Consider the following 16,168-nt stretch of genomic DNA (forward strand, 5'->3'; position numbering starts at 1 on the left):
CGTAATTCATTGTGGCGAGGGAGCAAGCTCCCTCGCCACATGTATTTCAAGTCCATTGAGGGGACAGCATTCCCCTCCAGCAACCCATCAATGAGCAAACAACGAATTACCCTTCTGCCCCGCCAACTTCTCCGGCTTGATCAGGAACCGCGCCAGCGCCGGCAGCAGCCACAACGCACCGAACATGTTCCACAACAACATGAACGTCAGCATCAGCCCCATGTCGGCCTGGAACTTGATGGCCGAGAAGATCCAGGTGCACACGCCGATGGCCAGGCACAGACCGGTGAACAATACGGCTTTACCGGTGGATTTGAGCGTCTGGTAGTACGCCTCCTGCAACGGCAACCCGGCCCGCAGGAAGCTCTCCAGGCGGCTATAGATGTAGATGCCGTAGTCCACGCCAATCCCTACGCCAAGGGCCACCACCGGCAGGGTCGCGACTTTCACGCCAATGCCCATGAACGCCATCAGGGCGTTGCCCAGCACCGAGGTCAGCACCAGCGGTAGCACGATGCACAGCGTCGCCGCCCAGGAACGGAAGGTGATCATGCACATGGTCGCCACGCAGATGTACACCAGGATCAGGATGATCAGTTCCGATTCCTTGATCACTTCGTTGGTAGCCGCCTCGATGCCGGCGTTACCGGCGGCGAGGATGAATTCCAGACCGTCGCGGTTGTTGTCCCTGGCAAAGTCCTGCACCGCCTTCACCGCACGGTCCAGGGTCTCGGCCTTGTGGTCGTTGAGGAACACCAGCACCGGCGCCAGGGAGCAGCTGTTGTTGTACAGGCCATCGGCCCGGGCAATGGAGTTGTTCAGCACGTCAGGGTTGCGCGACAGGGTTTCCCATTTCAGGTTGCCCTCGTTCATGCCCTTGATCATTTGCTTGGACACGGTCACCAGGGAAATCGCCGACTGCACGCCCTCGGTGTTCTGCATCTTCCACATCAGCTCGTCGATGGGCGCCATGGCTTCATAGCGCGAGCAGCCCTCGGCCTTGGTCTTGACCATCACCACCAGGACATCGGAGCTGGTGGAGTAGTTGCTGATGATGAAGTTGTTGTCCTGGTTGTAGCGCGAGTCCGGACGCAATTCCGGCGCGCCCTGATCGAGGTCACCGATCTTCAGGTTCTGGCTGTACCAGAGGCCACCACCGAAAGCGATCACCGCCAGGGCAATGGACACCGGCGCGACCTTGGCGCTGGCGAAGTTCGACAACGTGCGCCAGAACGGGTGTTCACGGGTCGCGTCTTTCTTGCTGCGCTCGACGGCACGTTTGCTGATGCCGACATAGGAAATCGCCACCGGCAGCAGGATCAGGTTGGTGAACACGATCACCGCCACGCCGATGGACGCACCGATGGCCAGTTCGCGGATCACGCCGATGTCGATGATCAGCAAGGTGATGAAGCCGACGGCGTCCGCCAGGATCGCGATCATCCCCGGCAGGAACAGCTGGCGGAAGGTGCGCCGCGCGGCCGTCAGGGCGTTGTCAGCTTCGCCGGACTGCAAGGCGATGCCGTTGATTTTCTGCACGCCGTGGGAAATGCCGATGGCGAAGATCAGGAACGGCACCAGCATCGAATACGGATCGAGACCGAAACCGGCCGCGTGCATCAGCCCCAACTGCCAGACCACCGCCACCAATGTGGTGCTCAATACCGCGATGGTGCTGCGCATGCAGTTGGTGAACCAGTACAGCAGGATCAGGGTGATGACGAACGCCACGCCGAAAAACATCACCACCATGACCAGACCGTCGATCAGGTCGCCGACCTTCTTGGCAAAACCGACGATATGGATCTGCACGTTGGGGTTCTGCGCTTCAAACTTGTTGCGGATCTTGTCTTCAAGCTCGTGGGAAAACTTCCGGTAGTCGAGGGCGAGCAACTTGCCCTGGTCCTGTGGGTCCGGATAGGACTCCAGCAACGGGATATCGATGATGCTCGACTTGAAATCGTTGGCCACCAGACGCCCGACCTGGCCGGACTTGAGTACGTTGTTGCGCAGCAGATCCAGGCTGTCGGCTGAGCCGTTGTAGCTCTGGGGGATCACCTCGCCACCGGCGAAGCCCTCCTCCGTCACTTCGGTCCAGCGCACGCTCGGGCTCCACAGCGACTTGAGCCCGGAACGGTCGACCCCGGAAATGTAGAAGACCTCGTCGTGAATCTGGCGCAGGGTCTCCATGTATTCCTTGGAGAAGATGTCGCCATTGGTGGCTTCCACGGAAATTCGTACCGTGTTGCCCAGGTTCGCCAGGTCATTGCGGTGCTCGAGCATCTTCTCGATGAAGGGGTGCTGGAGCGGGATCATCTTTTCAAAACTGGTGGACGGCCGGATCAGCGTGGCCTGCCAGAACAGGAAAACGCTGACCAGCAGGCAAATGACGATCACTGCCGGGCGGTTGTTGAAAATCAGGCGTTCGAGGAACGTCGCCTTGTCTTGATGATGACTGCTCATGGGGTCCGCCTTCTTGTTTTTATGCCCGTCTTGCAGGCGTGACTCATTTGCTCAGTTCGGCGCCAGTGGACGTGGTGGCGCGCACGCCCCCTTGCCCCGCCAGGATCAGGTTGCCGTTGCCCGCCGCCGTGACGGCCGCCACGGAGATTCGGTCCGGGCGGTTGAACACGCTGAAGGTCACGCCGTCGTCGGTACTGCGCACCACACTGCCGCCGTTGCCGACGATCACGATGGAACCGTCCGGCAACAACGTGGCCCCAGACAGGCCGAACTCCAGGGCACCACGGGCGGCCTTGAGTTCGACCTGTTCCCAGCTGCCACCGAAGTCGGCGGAGCGATAAAGGTTGCCGCGCAAGCCGTAAGCCAAAAGTGTCGAAGGCTCGGCGGTGCCGATGACACCGAACAGCGAGCCTTCGTAGGGGCCTTCGACCTTTTCCCAGGTCTGGCCCCAGTCGGCGGAGCGGAACATGCTGCCGGCCTCGCCAACGATGAACAGCCCGGCGTCTTTCACCGCAGCTATGGCATTGAGGTGGAACTGGTCTTCGTTATCGAGGCGGTCACTGGCGTCTTCCCAGTGCTTGCCGCCATCGGTGGTTTCGAGCAGCGCACCGTAGGCGCCCACGGCAAAACCGTTGCTGGCGTCCTTGAACCAGACATCCAGCAGCGGCGATTCACGGGCCAGGTCTTCGAATTGCTTGGTCCAGGTGCTGCCACCGTCGTCGCTGGCGAGGATCTGTGCGTCATGCCCCACCGCCCAGCCGTGCTTGTCGTCGACGAAAAATACGGCGGTGAGCAGTTGGCGGGTTGGCACTTTGGCCTGGGTCCAGGAACTGCCCTGGTCGTCCGAATAGACAATGTGCCCACGGTCACCGACCGCCACCAGGCGCTGGCCGGCGTGGACCACGTCAAGCATCAGGGTTTTGCTGGCCTTGGGCGATTCGACGGAGTAGATGACATCGGACGTCGACGCCGCAACCGCCATCACCGGTGCCGACAACACGGCAGAGCCCAGCAGCGAGAGCACCGAAGCCAGCAACGCGACTCTGCGCAGCACCGGCGGGCGGCAGCACCCCACAGCCATGACAGGCTCACTCATAGACCTTTCCCCCATTATTATTGTTAGGCTTTGTACGTCGCCAGTTCTGGAGCATAGTCCTGAAACCTGCAATCTAGAGCCACTTCGGAAGCTGACCTATCCTATCGGGCTTTGGAAAGGTCTGACAATCGATGGCGCGTTATCTTTTGTTAACCGGGGGGATATAGGCCAAGGGCGAATAAGAAGACATTCGTGAGGGTGATGAATGTGGCGAGGGAGCAAGCTCCCTCGCCACAAAGGTAAGGCAGTGTCTGTTTATGCCAGGCTCTTGCTCACCACTTCAAACACATCGCTGGACAGCCCGCCGGACGCCAGGATGCGCTCCAGTTCGGCTTTCATCAGCGCCTGGCGGGCGCTGTCGTATTTGCGCCAGCGGGTCAGCGGCGCCAGCTGTCGCGAGGCGATCTGCGGGTTGAAACCATTGAGCTGGATCACCAGGTCCGCCAGGAAGCGATAGCCCGAACCGTCGGCGGCGTGGAAGTTGATCAGGTTCTGCCCGGCGAACGCACCGATCAGCGCCCGCACCTTGTTCGGGTTCTTGATGTTGAACGCCGGATGCTCCATCAATGCCTTGACCCGCGCCAGGCCACCTGGCAGCGGGCTGCCGGCCTGGACGCTGAACCATTGGTCCATGACCAGCGGGTTGCCCTTGAAGTTTTCCGCGAACACTTCCAGGGCCTTGGCCTTCTCGGCTTCGAACGGCGAGTTGACCAGCACTGCCAGCGCGGTGAGGCGCTCGGTCATGTTGTCAGCCGTATCGAACTGCTCCAGGGTCGCGCTCAGCACCTCAGGCTTGTCGGTGAGCATCAGGTACGACAATGCGATGTTCTGCAATGCGCGCCGGGCGAAATGCTCGGCCTCGGCCACATACGGCGTGCGTTTGGACAGGTCGCGGTTGGCTTCGTAGCGAAGCCACAAGGCCTCGAACAGGTTCTCGGCCAACTGCCGACGGGCGAACTCGCGGGCGGCATGGATCGCCTCGACGTCGGCCACTTCGCTGATTTCGGTCAGATAGGCCTCGCCTGGCAGCGAGAGCATTTCGGCGACCATGGCCTGGTCCAGGGACTCGTCCGACAGCACCGTGCGCAAGGCGCTGACCAGGCGAGGATCCAGCACCAGGCTCGTACCCTTCTGATGCTGGGCGATCAGTTCCTGCAACACCTGCACCGACAACTGCTGGCCGGCATCCCAGCGGTTGAAACCGTCACTGTCGTGCTGCATCAGGAACATCAGTTGGTCGCGGGTGTACGGGAAGCTCAGTTTCACCGGCGCCGAGAAGCCGCGCAGCAGCGAGGGCAAGGGTTGTTCGGCGATGTCGACAAAGGTGAAGGTCTGCTCGGCTTCGGTCACCGAGATCACCCGGGACGTGCCGTCTGCCGCCGCTTCCCCGGCCAGGCGCAGAGGGATCTCAGCGCCCTTGCTGTCGAGCAGGCCCAGTTCCACGGGAATCACGAACGGCAGCTTTTCCATCTTGTCCGGGGTCGGCGGGCAACTCTGGCTGAAGGTCAGGCTGTAGGTCTTGGCCGCGGCGTCGTAGGACTCGCTCACCGCCAAGCGTGGCGTGCCGGCCTGGCTGTACCAGCGCTTGAACTGGCTCAGGTCGACGCCGTTGGCGTCTTCCATGGCCTTGATGAAGTCATCGCAGGTCACGGCCTGGCCGTCGTGGCGCTCGAAGTACAAATCACTGCCCTTGCGGAAACCCTCAGGCCCCAGCAGCGTGTGGATCATGCCGACCACTTCCGAGCCTTTTTCGTACACGGTCAGGGTGTAGAAGTTGGAGATCTCGATAAAGCTGTCCGGCCGCACAGCATGGGCCATGGGGCCGGCGTCTTCGGCGAACTGGTGAGTGCGCAGGTAGGCCACGTCCTGGATGCGCTTGACCGTGGCGGAGTTCATGTCGGCCGAGAACCCCGCATCGCGGAACACCGTAAAACCTTCCTTGAGCGACAGCTGGAACCAGTCGCGGCAGGTCACGCGGTTGCCGGACCAGTTGTGGAAGTACTCGTGGGCAACGATCGCCTCGACCCGCTGGTGCGCAGCGTCGGTGGCGGTTTCGGCGCGAGCCAGCACGGCGCTGGAGTTGAAGATATTGAGGCCCTTGTTCTCCATGGCGCCCATGTTGAAGTCGTTGACCGCGACAATCATGAAGATGTCCAGGTCGTATTCACGCCCATAGACTTCTTCGTCCCAGCGCATCGACTTCTTCAGGCTGGTCATGGCGTGCTGGCATTTGTCGATGTTTTCCGGCTCGACATAAATGCGCAACGCCACGCTGCGCTCGCTCATGGTGGTGAAGGTGTCTTCGACGCACCACAGGTCACCGGCCACCAGGGCAAACAGGTACGCTGGCTTCTTGAACGGATCTTCCCAGGTCGCCCAATGGCGACCGTCTTCGCCAGGACCGCTGGCAATCGGGTTGCCGTTGGACAGCAGCACCGGATAGCTGTGCTGCTCGGCCACCACGGTGGTGGTGAACTTGCTCATGACATCCGGGCGGTCGAGGTAATAGGTGATCTTGCGGAAACCCTCGGCCTCGCACTGGGTGCAGAACATGCTGCCGGACTTGTACAGGCCTTCCAGGGCCGTGTTGGTTTCCGGGTGGATCCTCACGGTGGTGTCAACCGTGAAGGCCTGGGTCTTGGGCTGCAGGGTCAGGTGGCTGTCGTCCAGCTGGTAATCGCCCTGCCCCAGGTCGGCGTCGTCGAGCTTGATCGAGACCAGCTCCAGATGCTGGCCATCGAGCACCAGGGGCGGCAACCCGGCCCCGCCCTCGGGGTTGCGGCGCATCACCAGTTGCGCATGGACCAGGCTGTGGTCCTCGAACAACTCGAAGGTCAGGTGCGTCTCGTCGATCAGGTACTCGGGCGCCTGATAGTCCTTCAGGTAAATCATCTTCGGTTGTTCGGTGCGCATAGGTCGAATCCTTCTACTGATGCACGGCGAGCTGGTAAGCCGTGTATTTACGAATATTGATCACGCCGGTGTCGAAAATCAGGTACTGGCCCTTGATCCCCAACAGCGTACCTTCGGCAATCGGGTTCTTGTCCAGGTTGAAGCTGACGATCTTGGCCGGGTATTGCTCCACCGGATAACGGATCTCGAGGGGTTCGACGTCCGCTATGGTCTGGATCGCCTGCAAGCCGAATCGTTCCTGCAAGCCCTGCAATCCCTCGGCGCAGCTTTCGAACAGTGCATCGCGGATCCGTGGCAGATCCACCGCGACGGCATCGCCCTTGAGCAAGGCGCGCCAGTTGGTCTTGTCCGCCACCTGGCTGCGAAACAGGTCTTCGACAAACCCCGACTGCTGGCGGGTGGCGACCCGCAGGATCGGCAGCGCCTGGCTGGCGCCCTGGTCCAGCCAGCGGGTCGGCAATTGCGTGGCACGGGTAATGCCGACCTTCACGCCCGAGGAGTTGGCCAGGTACACCACATGATCGGTCATGCAAAACTGCTCGCCCCAGGCCGGCTCACGGCAGGTGCCGGCCTCGAAATGGCAGCGCTCGGGGCTCATGATGCACAGGTCACACTGGGCCAGTTTGGTCATGCAAGGGTAGCAATAACCCTGGCTGAAACTGGTCTTGGTCCTGCGTCCGCAATGGCTGCAGTGGATCGCACCGAGAAACTCCAGGCGTACCGTGCTGCCAATCAACGGGTTGACCGGCACCTCGGTATCGCCCAGGCGAAAGGCGTATTGAACGGTCGGCCCGTCAAGGCGCGCCGACATCTTGCTGATTGCACCGCGGCCAATCTCGATCAATGGATGGCGTCCGACTTGAACAGGATGTTCGGCACTTCAGTCGCCTTCGACTGGCACTCCTGCGGGCCCATGTAGCCAGTGCGTTCTTCTTCAGGCAGGTTCTGGATTTCCCAGGCAATCATCGCCTGCAGCGACAGCTCGCGCTGCTCGGCGGTGAGTTTGTTGCCATCGGCCCATTTACCGATTTCCACCGCCAGTTTCAGGCTTTTGTAGATGTCAGGGGTGATGTTCTGGATCATTTCGTTGAACGAGGACATGGGTTCTCCGCGCAATTGCGCATATTCAAGAGGCACAGGCGCCTGTCAGAGGGTCATTTTACGGCGAGCGAACAGCCCACCCAACAAACCCGTGAAGCAACCGACGAGCAGCCCGCCGACGTGGGCCGCGTTGGCGATTTCGCCGAAACCGATCAGCGAGACCAGCCCGGACAGACACAGCAGCAGCCACACCAGCATCATCACCAACACCCCACGGGGCAAGTGATAGGCCGGGTTCGGAGCGAGCAGTTGATAGATCCAGCAATGCCCCAGCAGGCCGTACAGCACGCCGGACAAACCGCCAAACAGGGTTGCACCGCTGAAGATGTACTGGGCGAAATTGGACACGAGGCTGAACAGCAGCGTAAGCCCCAGCAGGTTGATGCCACCCTGGCGCGCTTCGATTCGTCGTCCCAGCTCCCAGTACCACATGCCATTCATGGCGATGTGCAGGAAGCCGAAGTGGATCAGCATCGGTGTCACCAGGCGCCACCACTGCCCCGCCGCCATACTGTCAGCCAGCGGTGTGAACTGAATGTACTGGCCGACGACGCGAAACTCCAGGAAGGTCAGCCAACGCAGGACCTCCAGGTTTTCCCCCAGCAGAGTCACAGCGCTGACGATCAGGCTCAACAGCAACACCAGCGCGGTCATCGGACTACGGGTCAGTTGCTGGACAAAGCCAGGCCGTCGCGGCGTGCTGCCAGCGGCCGGCAGTTCCAATTGTTGCTCCGGGTCGCCGGCCGGGAAGCGCACGTACAAGGCGCGCACGTCCTCACTGAGTTCATCCGACACCCAGAGCACTTGCTCGCCCGCCTCCTCGCTGACCCGATGAGGCACCTGCATGCGCTGTAGCAACTTGACGAAGCCGCTCAAGTCCACCGCCAGGGGCAGGCGTAATACCGCGACGGCACTCATTGCATCACCTCCGGCCGCTCGACATCGACCCAGACGAACTTGTGCGGGTCCAGATGGGTTTCCTGGTCGAGTCGATAAGCCACCAGCTTGCCGTAGAGCACCGCGCTGTAGTCCAGGCACGCGAGGTTCTGGCGGATTGGCGCGGGCTTGCCGCTGCGCCAATAGTGACCGACGAACAGCAGCGGCTCATGCTCGCCATACCGCAGCAGGTTGTTCTTTTCATCCGGCGTCAGCGGCGTGCGCGCCACCGGTTCAGGCAAGGCGTCGGGTTGGAACACGATGTCGCCGTAGGTCTGCGGGTTGTCTTCCCAGAATTTGGTCCGGAAGAACGAGCGGGTCAGGCCATCGCCGCCGGTGAGGGTCAGGCCATGGGGCAGGCGCATGTCGGTGCCACGCAGCAAACGATCGAACACGGTGCAGGCAAAGCTGCCCGGCTGCGCCGAGGCCTGGAGGAAATGCTCGTCGATGCAACCGTCCGGAAACAGGCCGCGCAGCGGTTCGATCAGACCGGCGTCCCAGCAGGCATGCACCACCCGGAAACGGCCGGCGTCGACAAACAACGGCAGTTCATAGAACCACTTGAGAAAGTCCTGCCAGTCCGCGGGATGCTGCTCGAACTGGGTCAGGGTTTCGTTGAGCAGGCGGGCATGGCGCGGCGTGTGTTCGCGCACGTAGCGCTGGCCACTGCCCGGCAGTGCCGGCGTGCTCCAGCCCAAGGCATTGAACTCGTGGTTGCCCATGATGCACAGCGCCTGGCCGGCCACCACCATGTCGTGGACGATATGCAGCGCCTCGCGGATGCGCGGGCCCCGGTCGATGATGTCCCCCAGGAACACGGCCATGCGCGACGGATGCCGCCAGACTCCGCCCTGCTTGTGGTAACCGAGTCGGTCCAGCAGGTGTTCCAGGGTCAGGGCGCATCCGTGCACATCGCCGATCAGGTCGTAACTGCGCGCAGGATCGAGCATCAGTCGCCTCCACCCCCCAACCGGCTACCCCAGCCGAGCTTGGTCCGGCAGACTTCGTAGTAGTTGTGATCCAGCGGATGGATCAGGCGCAGCTTCTGCGCTTTCTTGCTGACGGTGATGGTGTCACCCGGCGCGCAGGTGAAATGGTTCTGACCGTCACAGGACACTTGCGGGTAGATCTGCATATCCTTGGACACGACGATTTTCAGCTCACTGTTGCCATCGACCACAATCGGTCGCCCAGACAAGGTATGGGGGTACATGGGCACAATCACAATAGCGTCGAGCTTGGGATGCATGATCGGACCACCCGCGGACAGCGCATAGGCCGTGGAGCCGGTCGGGGTGGCGACGATCAGGCCGTCAGCCTTCTGGCTGCAGACGAACTGGCCGTCGATGTACAGCTCGAATTCGATCATGCGCGTGGATTTGCCGGGGTGCAGCACCACGTCATTGAGGGCATCGCCCTGGCCGATGGCCTCGGCGTGACGGCGTACCTCGGCTTGCAGCAGGAAGCGGTTTTCCACCAGGTAGTGGCCGTCCAGCACCTCGGCGACTTTGGTTTCCAGCTCGTCAGGGCGGATATCGGTCAGGAAGCCCAGGCTGCCCCGATTGATCCCCAACACCGGAATATTGTGCCGCGCCAGGGCCCGGGCGGCCCCCAGCAGGCTGCCGTCGCCGCCGACCACGATCACCATGTCACAGACTTCGCCGAGCATCTTGCGCGACGAGGTCTGCAGGCCATGGCCCGGCAGCACTTCGGCGATGGTATCTTCGAGGATCACATGCAGGTGCCGCTCCAGGAGGAAACGTTTGAGACGGCGAACGGTGTCCAGCACCTGTGAACTGCCCAGGCGACCGATGATGCCGATATTGCGAAATTGCTCCATGAGGCTCCTGCGAAGGTCTGCGACGGGCGAAAAACACGATTATGGGCGAAAGCGCTCCATAGACAAAATTCTTTAAGCCTTCACCGCAGCGGCTATGCTCGCAACATGATCCTGTTTCCCGAATTGCTGGACCTGCCCCGCCGCCTGCGCCATCCCGAAGTGCGCGATCTGGCGTGGGCGCTGCTTGCCCCGCCGATGCTCATCGATCCGCCCTGGCCGCAGCGCCATCCCCTGACCGGCAGTGACTGGGTGCAGGATCCCCATCGACTGGAACACTGGCTGCGGCAACTGGACCGCGACAGCTACCCACTGCTGCATTGCCTGTCCCAAGGGCGCACGCGGCGCCTGGGCCTGTACTACGAAAGGCTCTGGCAATTCGCCGTGCAACAGGCGCCAGGCATCGAGCTGATTGCGGCGAACCTGCCGATCCGGCACGAAGGTCATACGCTGGGGGAATTGGACTTGCTGCTGCGCGATGGCGCCGGCATCCACCATCTGGAATTGGCGATCAAATTGTACCTCGGCCCCCAGAACGGTAATGGCCAGGACACCGCGCAGTGGCTCGGCCCGGGCTGCCATGACCGGCTCGACCGTAAACTGGCGCATTTGCGCGAGCATCAGCTACCGATTTCGGCACGCCCGGAAAGCCGCCAGGCCCTGGCGGCACTGGGCATCGAACCATCCGGTCTCGAGGTGTTTCGCTCCGAGCTCTGGCTCGGTGGGTATTTACTTTACCCCTGGCCGGGCCAGGCCGAACCGCCGACCGGTGCGCACCCCCGGCATCTACGGGGAAGCTGGCTGCATCAGCGAGATTGGTCCGCCTTCGTCGCCCAGCGACCGCCTGGGCGCTGGCAACCCCTGCCCCGCGCCGCCTGGCTGGCCCCGGCCCACTATCCGGCGGAGCAGACCTGGTGCGCCGAACAACTGGACGCCTGGCGAATGGCCCTCGACCCAATGGCACCGGCGCAGTTGATGGTGCGCCTGACTGAAAATGCCGACGGAGAATGGGAAGAAGCGGAGCGGCTATTCCTGGTGGCCGATCTTTGGCCGGATGTGCCGGGCAATGAGTGAGTTTTGTGGTGCCTGGACAACCGTCTTCGCGAGCAAGCCCGCCCCCACAGGAAAATGCATTCTCCTGTGGGAGCGGGCTTGCTCGCGAAGGGGCCACTACGGTTTAAAGTGACAACCGCAAAGCCAACGCCGCCAACGTCACCAGCAACACCGGCACGGTCAGCACGATCCCGACCTTGAAGTAATACCCCCAGCCGATCTGGATATTCTTGCGCGCCAGCACATGCAGCCACAGCAAAGTCGCCAGGCTGCCGATCGGGGTGATTTTCGGCCCCAGGTCGCTGCCGATGACGTTGGCGTAGATCATTGCCTCCTTCACCACCCCGGTGGCCTGGCTGGCATCGATGGACAAGGCGCCGATCAGCACTGTCGGCAGGTTGTTCATGATCGACGAAAGCAGCGCCGTCAACAGCCCGGTCCCCATCGCCGCACCCCATACGCCGTATTCGGCGAAACCATCGAGCCATTGGGCCAGGTAGCCAGTCAGCCCGGCATTGCGCAAGCCATAGACCACCAGATACATGCCCAGGGAGAAGATCACGATCTGCCACGGCGCTTCCTTCATCACCTTGCGGGTGGAGATCTTGTGGCCACGGGCCGCGACGGCCAGCAGCAACGCGGCACAGACCGCCGAAATCGCGCTGATGGGAATCCCCAGCGGCTCCAGGGCAAAACAGCCCAGCAGCAGGATCACCAACACTGCCCAGCCGGTGTAGAAGGTTGCCGTGTCATGGATCGCGCTCGCCGGATCGTCCAGTTGATCCGGGTCATAATCGCGCGGGATGTCGCGGCGAAAGAACCACAGCAGTATCCCCAGGCTGGCCGCCACGCTGACCAGGTTCACCGGCACCATGACCGCCGCGTAGCGGTTGAAACCGATGCCGAAGAAATCCGCCGAGACAATGTTCACCAGGTTCGACACCACCAGCGGCAGGCTCGCGCTGTCGGCGATGAAACCGGCGCCCATCACGAATGCCAGGGTCGCCGCCGGGGAAAAACGCAACGCCAGCAACATCGAAATCACGATAGGCGTCAGGATCAGCGCCGCCCCGTCATTGGCAAACAGTGCCGACACCAGCGCGCCCAGCAGCACCATGAAGGCAAACAGCTTGCGCCCGTTGCCCCGGCCCCAGCGGGCCACATGCAGGGCCGCCCAGGCGAAGAACCCAGCCTCGTCCAGCAGCAGGCTGATGATGATCAGCGCGACAAAGGTACCGGTGGCGTTCCAGATGATCTGCCACACCAGGGCAATATCACCGACCTGCACCACCCCGCTCAGCAAAGCCAGCAACGCACCGAACGTCGCGCTCCAGCCGACGCCGAGCCCCTTGGGCTGCCAGATCACCAGAGTAATGGTCAGCAGGAAAATCAACGACGCGATGAGCATGTGCTACAGCCTTGAAAGAGGAATTAAAAAGAAACAATCAGCCGCAACGCACCACCGGACGGTCGGTCATCGCGCTTAAACGCTGCACATCCGCCGTCAGCCAAACCGTGTTGGCCGCCAACGCCTGCGCAAGCAAGGTACTGACCCAGGACGGCAACTGCGGATGCAGGCGGTAGTAAACCCACTGGCCCTGGCGCCGGTCGCTGAGCAGGCCAGCGTTGCGCAGTTGGGCCAAGTGTCGGGAGATCTTCGGCTGGCTCAGGCCCAAGGCTGTGGTGAGTTCACAGACACATAACTCGCCTTCCCGAGCCACCAGCAACGCAATGCGCGTACGGGTGTCGTCGGCCAACGCCTTGAAGACTTCGACAGGATTGTGAGGATCGGACATGACAACGACGGGTCTGGATGAGCGGAGGGTGAATATATGGAAATTCGAATATTCAGTAAAGCGGGGATTTGATTTGGAACTGCAAATGCATCTGTGGCGAGGGAGCTTGCTCCCGCTCGGTTGCGAAGCGACCGCCCGAAGGGCCTGCTTCGCAGTCCAGCGGGAGCAAGCTCCCTCGCCACAAGTGCTTTGTTTGCTTGAAGTACCGGGCCATCAGGCCTTCTTGTGTTGCTCGACCCACTTGCCATAGGCGTCGATGAATTTCTGCAGGAACGGTCTTACGGACTCCGACAGATTACCCGCCTCGTCAAACGCCGTCCCGGCGCCGCTCAGGTAGGCTTCCGGCTGTTGCATGCAAGGCACATCGAGGAACACCAGGGACTGGCGCAAGTGATGGTTGGCACCAAAACCACCGATGGCGCCCGGCGAGGCACTGATTACCGCGCCCGGCCTGCCACTCAGGCAACTCTGGCCGTAAGGGCGCGAGCCGACGTCGATGGCATTCTTCAGCGGTGCCGGCACCGAACGGTTGTATTCGGGCGTGACGAACAACAATGCGTCGGCCGCACCCACCTGCTGACGGAAAGTGCTGTAGGCTGCCGGTGGTGGCGTCACGTCAATGTCTTCGTTGTAGAGCGGCAAGTCGCCGATTTCAACGATGTTCAATTTCAGATTGGCCGGTGCCAGTTCAGCCAGTGCCAGCGCCACCTTACGATTGATTGATGCCTTGCGCAGGCTGCCCACCAAAACGGCCACTGTGTAGACATTACTCATGAGAGGCTTCTCGTCTGTCGGCTTAAAGGAGCCTGTAGTTATAGATGATTGGCATCACAATTGGACCAGCGGAGCGACGAAAACCTGCCGTCTGGACTATTTTTTTCATGTAGGAAAACTTACCGCGCTTGACCGGGGTCTACAGAACCGCAAATCGAGTGATCTATTTCCAGAGGTTCTAAGCAATGGCAGCAGTACTTGTCGGACAATTTCATGCGCGGGACGCCGAAGGTCGCGTCTATTCAGTGCATGAGTTCCAGGAATCGACCCCGTCGCCCGACGGAAATGGCAAGGAGCCTGTCACGACCTATAAGCTGGCTATCGGTGATCGCGTCAACAAACTCGACGATGGCAAATTTGTGCTGGTGCAGTCCCAAGTCGAATTAACCCGCGAACCGGAAACGCCACCGCAAACTCAAACGCCCACTGAAACGCAAATAGCTTCATAACTGGTAGTTATGAGCAGAAGTCATGCCCGGACTTGGGTTAGGATTTGGCCACTCAATGGCTCACCCGCCGAACATGGACTTCTTGCATGCGTTTACGCCACATCGAAGTAATCCAGGCGCTGCTGCAAACCGGCCACCTCGGCACAGCGGCCGAATGGTTGCAACTGCCGATGGCAGAGGTCGAGGCGATCCTGCGCGATGCCGAGGCGCAACTGGGCTTCATGCTGTTTGCCAGTGTGCGCGGGCGCTTGCAGGCCACTCGAGAAACCCTGGAATTGCGCGATGGCATCACGCGGCTGTACGACACCCTCGAGCCGGTACAGCGACTGGCCAGCAGCCTGAAACACTATCAGGCGCCTCCCCTGCGAATCATCTGCACCCCGCCGCTGGCCCAACAACTGTTACCGCAGAGCATCGCCGCCCTGCGCCGACGTCATCCGGATGCACCTTGCACCCTGCTCAGCCAACCGACTCGCGACATCGTCCACAGCCTTCTCTTGCGGGAAAGTGACCTGGGGCTGAGCTTGCACGACCCAGAACACCCCGACATCCATTGCCAGGTCATTGCCCAGGGCAAATTGCAATTGCTCGCGCCCCACGGCTGGCTGCAACCACGGCAAAAATACATTTCACTTCAGGATCTGGCGGGCCAGTCGCTGGTGGGGCTCGATGGCCACGACCCGCTGAGCCCGGCGTTCGACCATAAGCTGGGAGCGCTGCGCCCGGCGCCAGTGATCCAGATACGCGTCCAGACGCATCAGATGATGCGCGCCATGGTCGAGGCCGGCGAAGGCCTTGCCATCGTCGACCCGTTCACCGCCTCAGGCGCCAAGGACGGAGGACTGGACGTTTGCCCGGTATCACCCGCCATCCCAATCAGTCTCTATGCCCTGAGCCTGAATGGCACGGCCCTCTCGCCGGCCATTCAATCGCTGCTGGAGCGGATCACGGAACAAGCCGAGGCGTTGCTGGGCCACTGATCGACATGCCCACCGGATCATCGAACAACCGGTACCAGAACAGCGCCACTTCGGCGGTGTGTCGGTCAATGCCGCGATAGCGCAGGTGATCGATACCACCGAGCACGTACCCGCAACGCTCATAGAGTCGGCAAGCCCCCAGGTTGTTGTTCTGGGTTTCCAGCATGATCCCCGGCAGTTTTTTCTTGCGGCTCCAGAAATGCGCGACGTCGAGCAGCGCCTTGGCCACCCCGTGGCGACGCGCCGGAGCATGCACCGCGAGTTCATCAATGTGGGCGAAACCATTCCAGTTGGTACTGACCACCAGATGCCCTACCGGCTGGTCGTCGAGATAGGCCATGAAGATTTCGCTGTCCGGGGCATTGCGAAAGCTGCTGAACTCTTCCGGATCGATGCCATAGCACTTGCGGTAGGGAACAATGGGCGTCACCGGCCATTGGCTCACCGGCCGGCCAACCTGCGCCGTACCGTAGTCGCTGACTTCGAAGCTGAAATCACTGCCCCAGATGTAGGCGGCAAAGCCATCATCGACGACGCGCACCGACAGACCAGGGTGTTTGGGATTCATGACCGGTTGCATACTGGGGAAAGTCCTCATTCCTTGAGACAACCAACGGCGCATCGCCATCCATTGCCCTTGCCTTTCAAATCTTCACACATCAAGCGGGATCCGTAGCCTGCCCGTTACCTCAGGTTAGAAGGTACTGGCGATTGTGGCGAGAAATGAGCGATGGATAACTCTGTGGGAGCAAGCTCGCTCCCACAAGGAA

General features: G+C 61.3%; 15 protein-coding genes. 3 read left to right on the top strand and 12 right to left on the bottom strand.

Translation table 11 applies throughout. The features are described 5' to 3' along the window. Positions 1–87: 87 nt before the first annotated feature. The 8 genes from ACWNZ1_RS05850 to ACWNZ1_RS05885 all read right to left on the bottom strand — a co-directional run bounded on the left by ACWNZ1_RS05850 (position 88) and on the right by ACWNZ1_RS05885 (position 10,349). Positions 88–2,463 (bottom strand): efflux RND transporter permease subunit, encoded by a 2,376-nt coding sequence (locus ACWNZ1_RS05850; protein ID WP_135845080.1) that lies wholly within the window; start codon positions 2,461–2,463, stop codon positions 88–90. A 43-nt stretch (positions 2,464–2,506) separates the two neighbouring features. Continuing rightward, positions 2,507–3,559, bottom strand: a complete 1,053-nt coding sequence (locus ACWNZ1_RS05855) for a YCF48-related protein (RefSeq protein ID WP_135845079.1) — start codon at positions 3,557–3,559, stop codon at positions 2,507–2,509. A 255-nt stretch (positions 3,560–3,814) separates the two neighbouring features. Further along, positions 3,815–6,472: an aminopeptidase N gene (pepN, locus tag ACWNZ1_RS05860; RefSeq protein WP_256452710.1), complete on the bottom strand. Its 2,658-nt coding sequence runs from the start codon at positions 6,470–6,472 to the stop codon at positions 3,815–3,817. A gap of 13 nt (positions 6,473–6,485) precedes the next feature. Beyond that, complete coding sequence (locus ACWNZ1_RS05865; RefSeq protein WP_135845077.1) at positions 6,486–7,316, bottom strand: DUF2797 domain-containing protein; 831 nt, start codon at positions 7,314–7,316, stop codon at positions 6,486–6,488. Further along, positions 7,313–7,573, bottom strand: coding sequence for a YeaC family protein (locus ACWNZ1_RS05870; RefSeq protein ID WP_135845076.1), 261 nt, complete (start codon positions 7,571–7,573; stop codon positions 7,313–7,315). The genes ACWNZ1_RS05865 and ACWNZ1_RS05870 overlap by 4 nt, the downstream gene beginning before the upstream one ends. A 45-nt stretch (positions 7,574–7,618) precedes the next feature. Next, positions 7,619–8,491, bottom strand: a complete 873-nt coding sequence (locus tag ACWNZ1_RS05875) for a rhomboid family intramembrane serine protease (RefSeq protein ID WP_135845075.1) — start codon at positions 8,489–8,491, stop codon at positions 7,619–7,621. Continuing rightward, a complete protein-coding gene (locus tag ACWNZ1_RS05880) occupies positions 8,488–9,462 on the bottom strand; it encodes a metallophosphoesterase (protein WP_406550166.1) in 975 nt (324 codons plus the stop codon). The genes ACWNZ1_RS05875 and ACWNZ1_RS05880 overlap by 4 nt, the downstream gene beginning before the upstream one ends. After that, on the bottom strand, positions 9,459–10,349 hold the full coding sequence (locus ACWNZ1_RS05885; protein ID WP_003202709.1) for an NAD(+) kinase: 891 nt from the start codon (positions 10,347–10,349) through the stop codon (positions 9,459–9,461). Before ACWNZ1_RS05885 ends, ACWNZ1_RS05880 begins: the two co-directional genes overlap by 4 nt. A gap of 105 nt (positions 10,350–10,454) precedes the next feature. Between ACWNZ1_RS05885 and ACWNZ1_RS05890 the strand changes: the two genes are divergently transcribed. Beyond that, the gene (locus tag ACWNZ1_RS05890; RefSeq protein WP_256452708.1) at positions 10,455–11,420 is read left to right on the top strand and encodes a DUF1853 family protein; all 966 of its coding nucleotides are present in this window, start codon (positions 10,455–10,457) and stop codon (positions 11,418–11,420) included. Between the two features lie 103 nt (positions 11,421–11,523). Here ACWNZ1_RS05890 and ACWNZ1_RS05895 read toward each other — a convergent pair whose 3' ends face one another. The 3 genes from ACWNZ1_RS05895 to ACWNZ1_RS05905 all read right to left on the bottom strand — a co-directional run bounded on the left by ACWNZ1_RS05895 (position 11,524) and on the right by ACWNZ1_RS05905 (position 13,969). Next, positions 11,524–12,807, bottom strand: a complete 1,284-nt coding sequence (locus ACWNZ1_RS05895; RefSeq protein WP_265073029.1) for an arsenic transporter — start codon at positions 12,805–12,807, stop codon at positions 11,524–11,526. 37 nt (positions 12,808–12,844) lie between these two features. Beyond that, positions 12,845–13,195 (bottom strand): metalloregulator ArsR/SmtB family transcription factor, encoded by a 351-nt coding sequence (locus ACWNZ1_RS05900; RefSeq protein WP_135845071.1) that lies wholly within the window; start codon positions 13,193–13,195, stop codon positions 12,845–12,847. Between the two features lie 213 nt (positions 13,196–13,408). Beyond that, on the bottom strand, positions 13,409–13,969 hold the full coding sequence (locus ACWNZ1_RS05905) for an NADPH-dependent FMN reductase (RefSeq protein ID WP_265073028.1): 561 nt from the start codon (positions 13,967–13,969) through the stop codon (positions 13,409–13,411). A 185-nt stretch (positions 13,970–14,154) separates the two neighbouring features. Between ACWNZ1_RS05905 and ACWNZ1_RS05910 the strand changes: the two genes are divergently transcribed. Both ACWNZ1_RS05910 and ACWNZ1_RS05915 read left to right on the top strand, forming a co-directional pair. Next, positions 14,155–14,418, top strand: a complete 264-nt coding sequence (locus tag ACWNZ1_RS05910) for a hypothetical protein (RefSeq protein ID WP_265073027.1) — start codon at positions 14,155–14,157, stop codon at positions 14,416–14,418. Between the two features lie 86 nt (positions 14,419–14,504). After that, positions 14,505–15,398, top strand: a complete 894-nt coding sequence (locus ACWNZ1_RS05915) for a LysR family transcriptional regulator (protein WP_135845068.1) — start codon at positions 14,505–14,507, stop codon at positions 15,396–15,398. Here the strand turns inward: ACWNZ1_RS05915 and ACWNZ1_RS05920 are convergent. Continuing rightward, entirely contained in the window at positions 15,364–15,978 is a 615-nt protein-coding gene (locus tag ACWNZ1_RS05920; protein WP_135845067.1) for a GNAT family N-acetyltransferase, read from the bottom strand. The genes ACWNZ1_RS05915 and ACWNZ1_RS05920 overlap by 35 nt on opposite strands. Positions 15,979–16,168 lie beyond the last annotated feature (190 nt).

This window comes from Pseudomonas sp. CFBP 5748 (assembly GCF_053850495.1).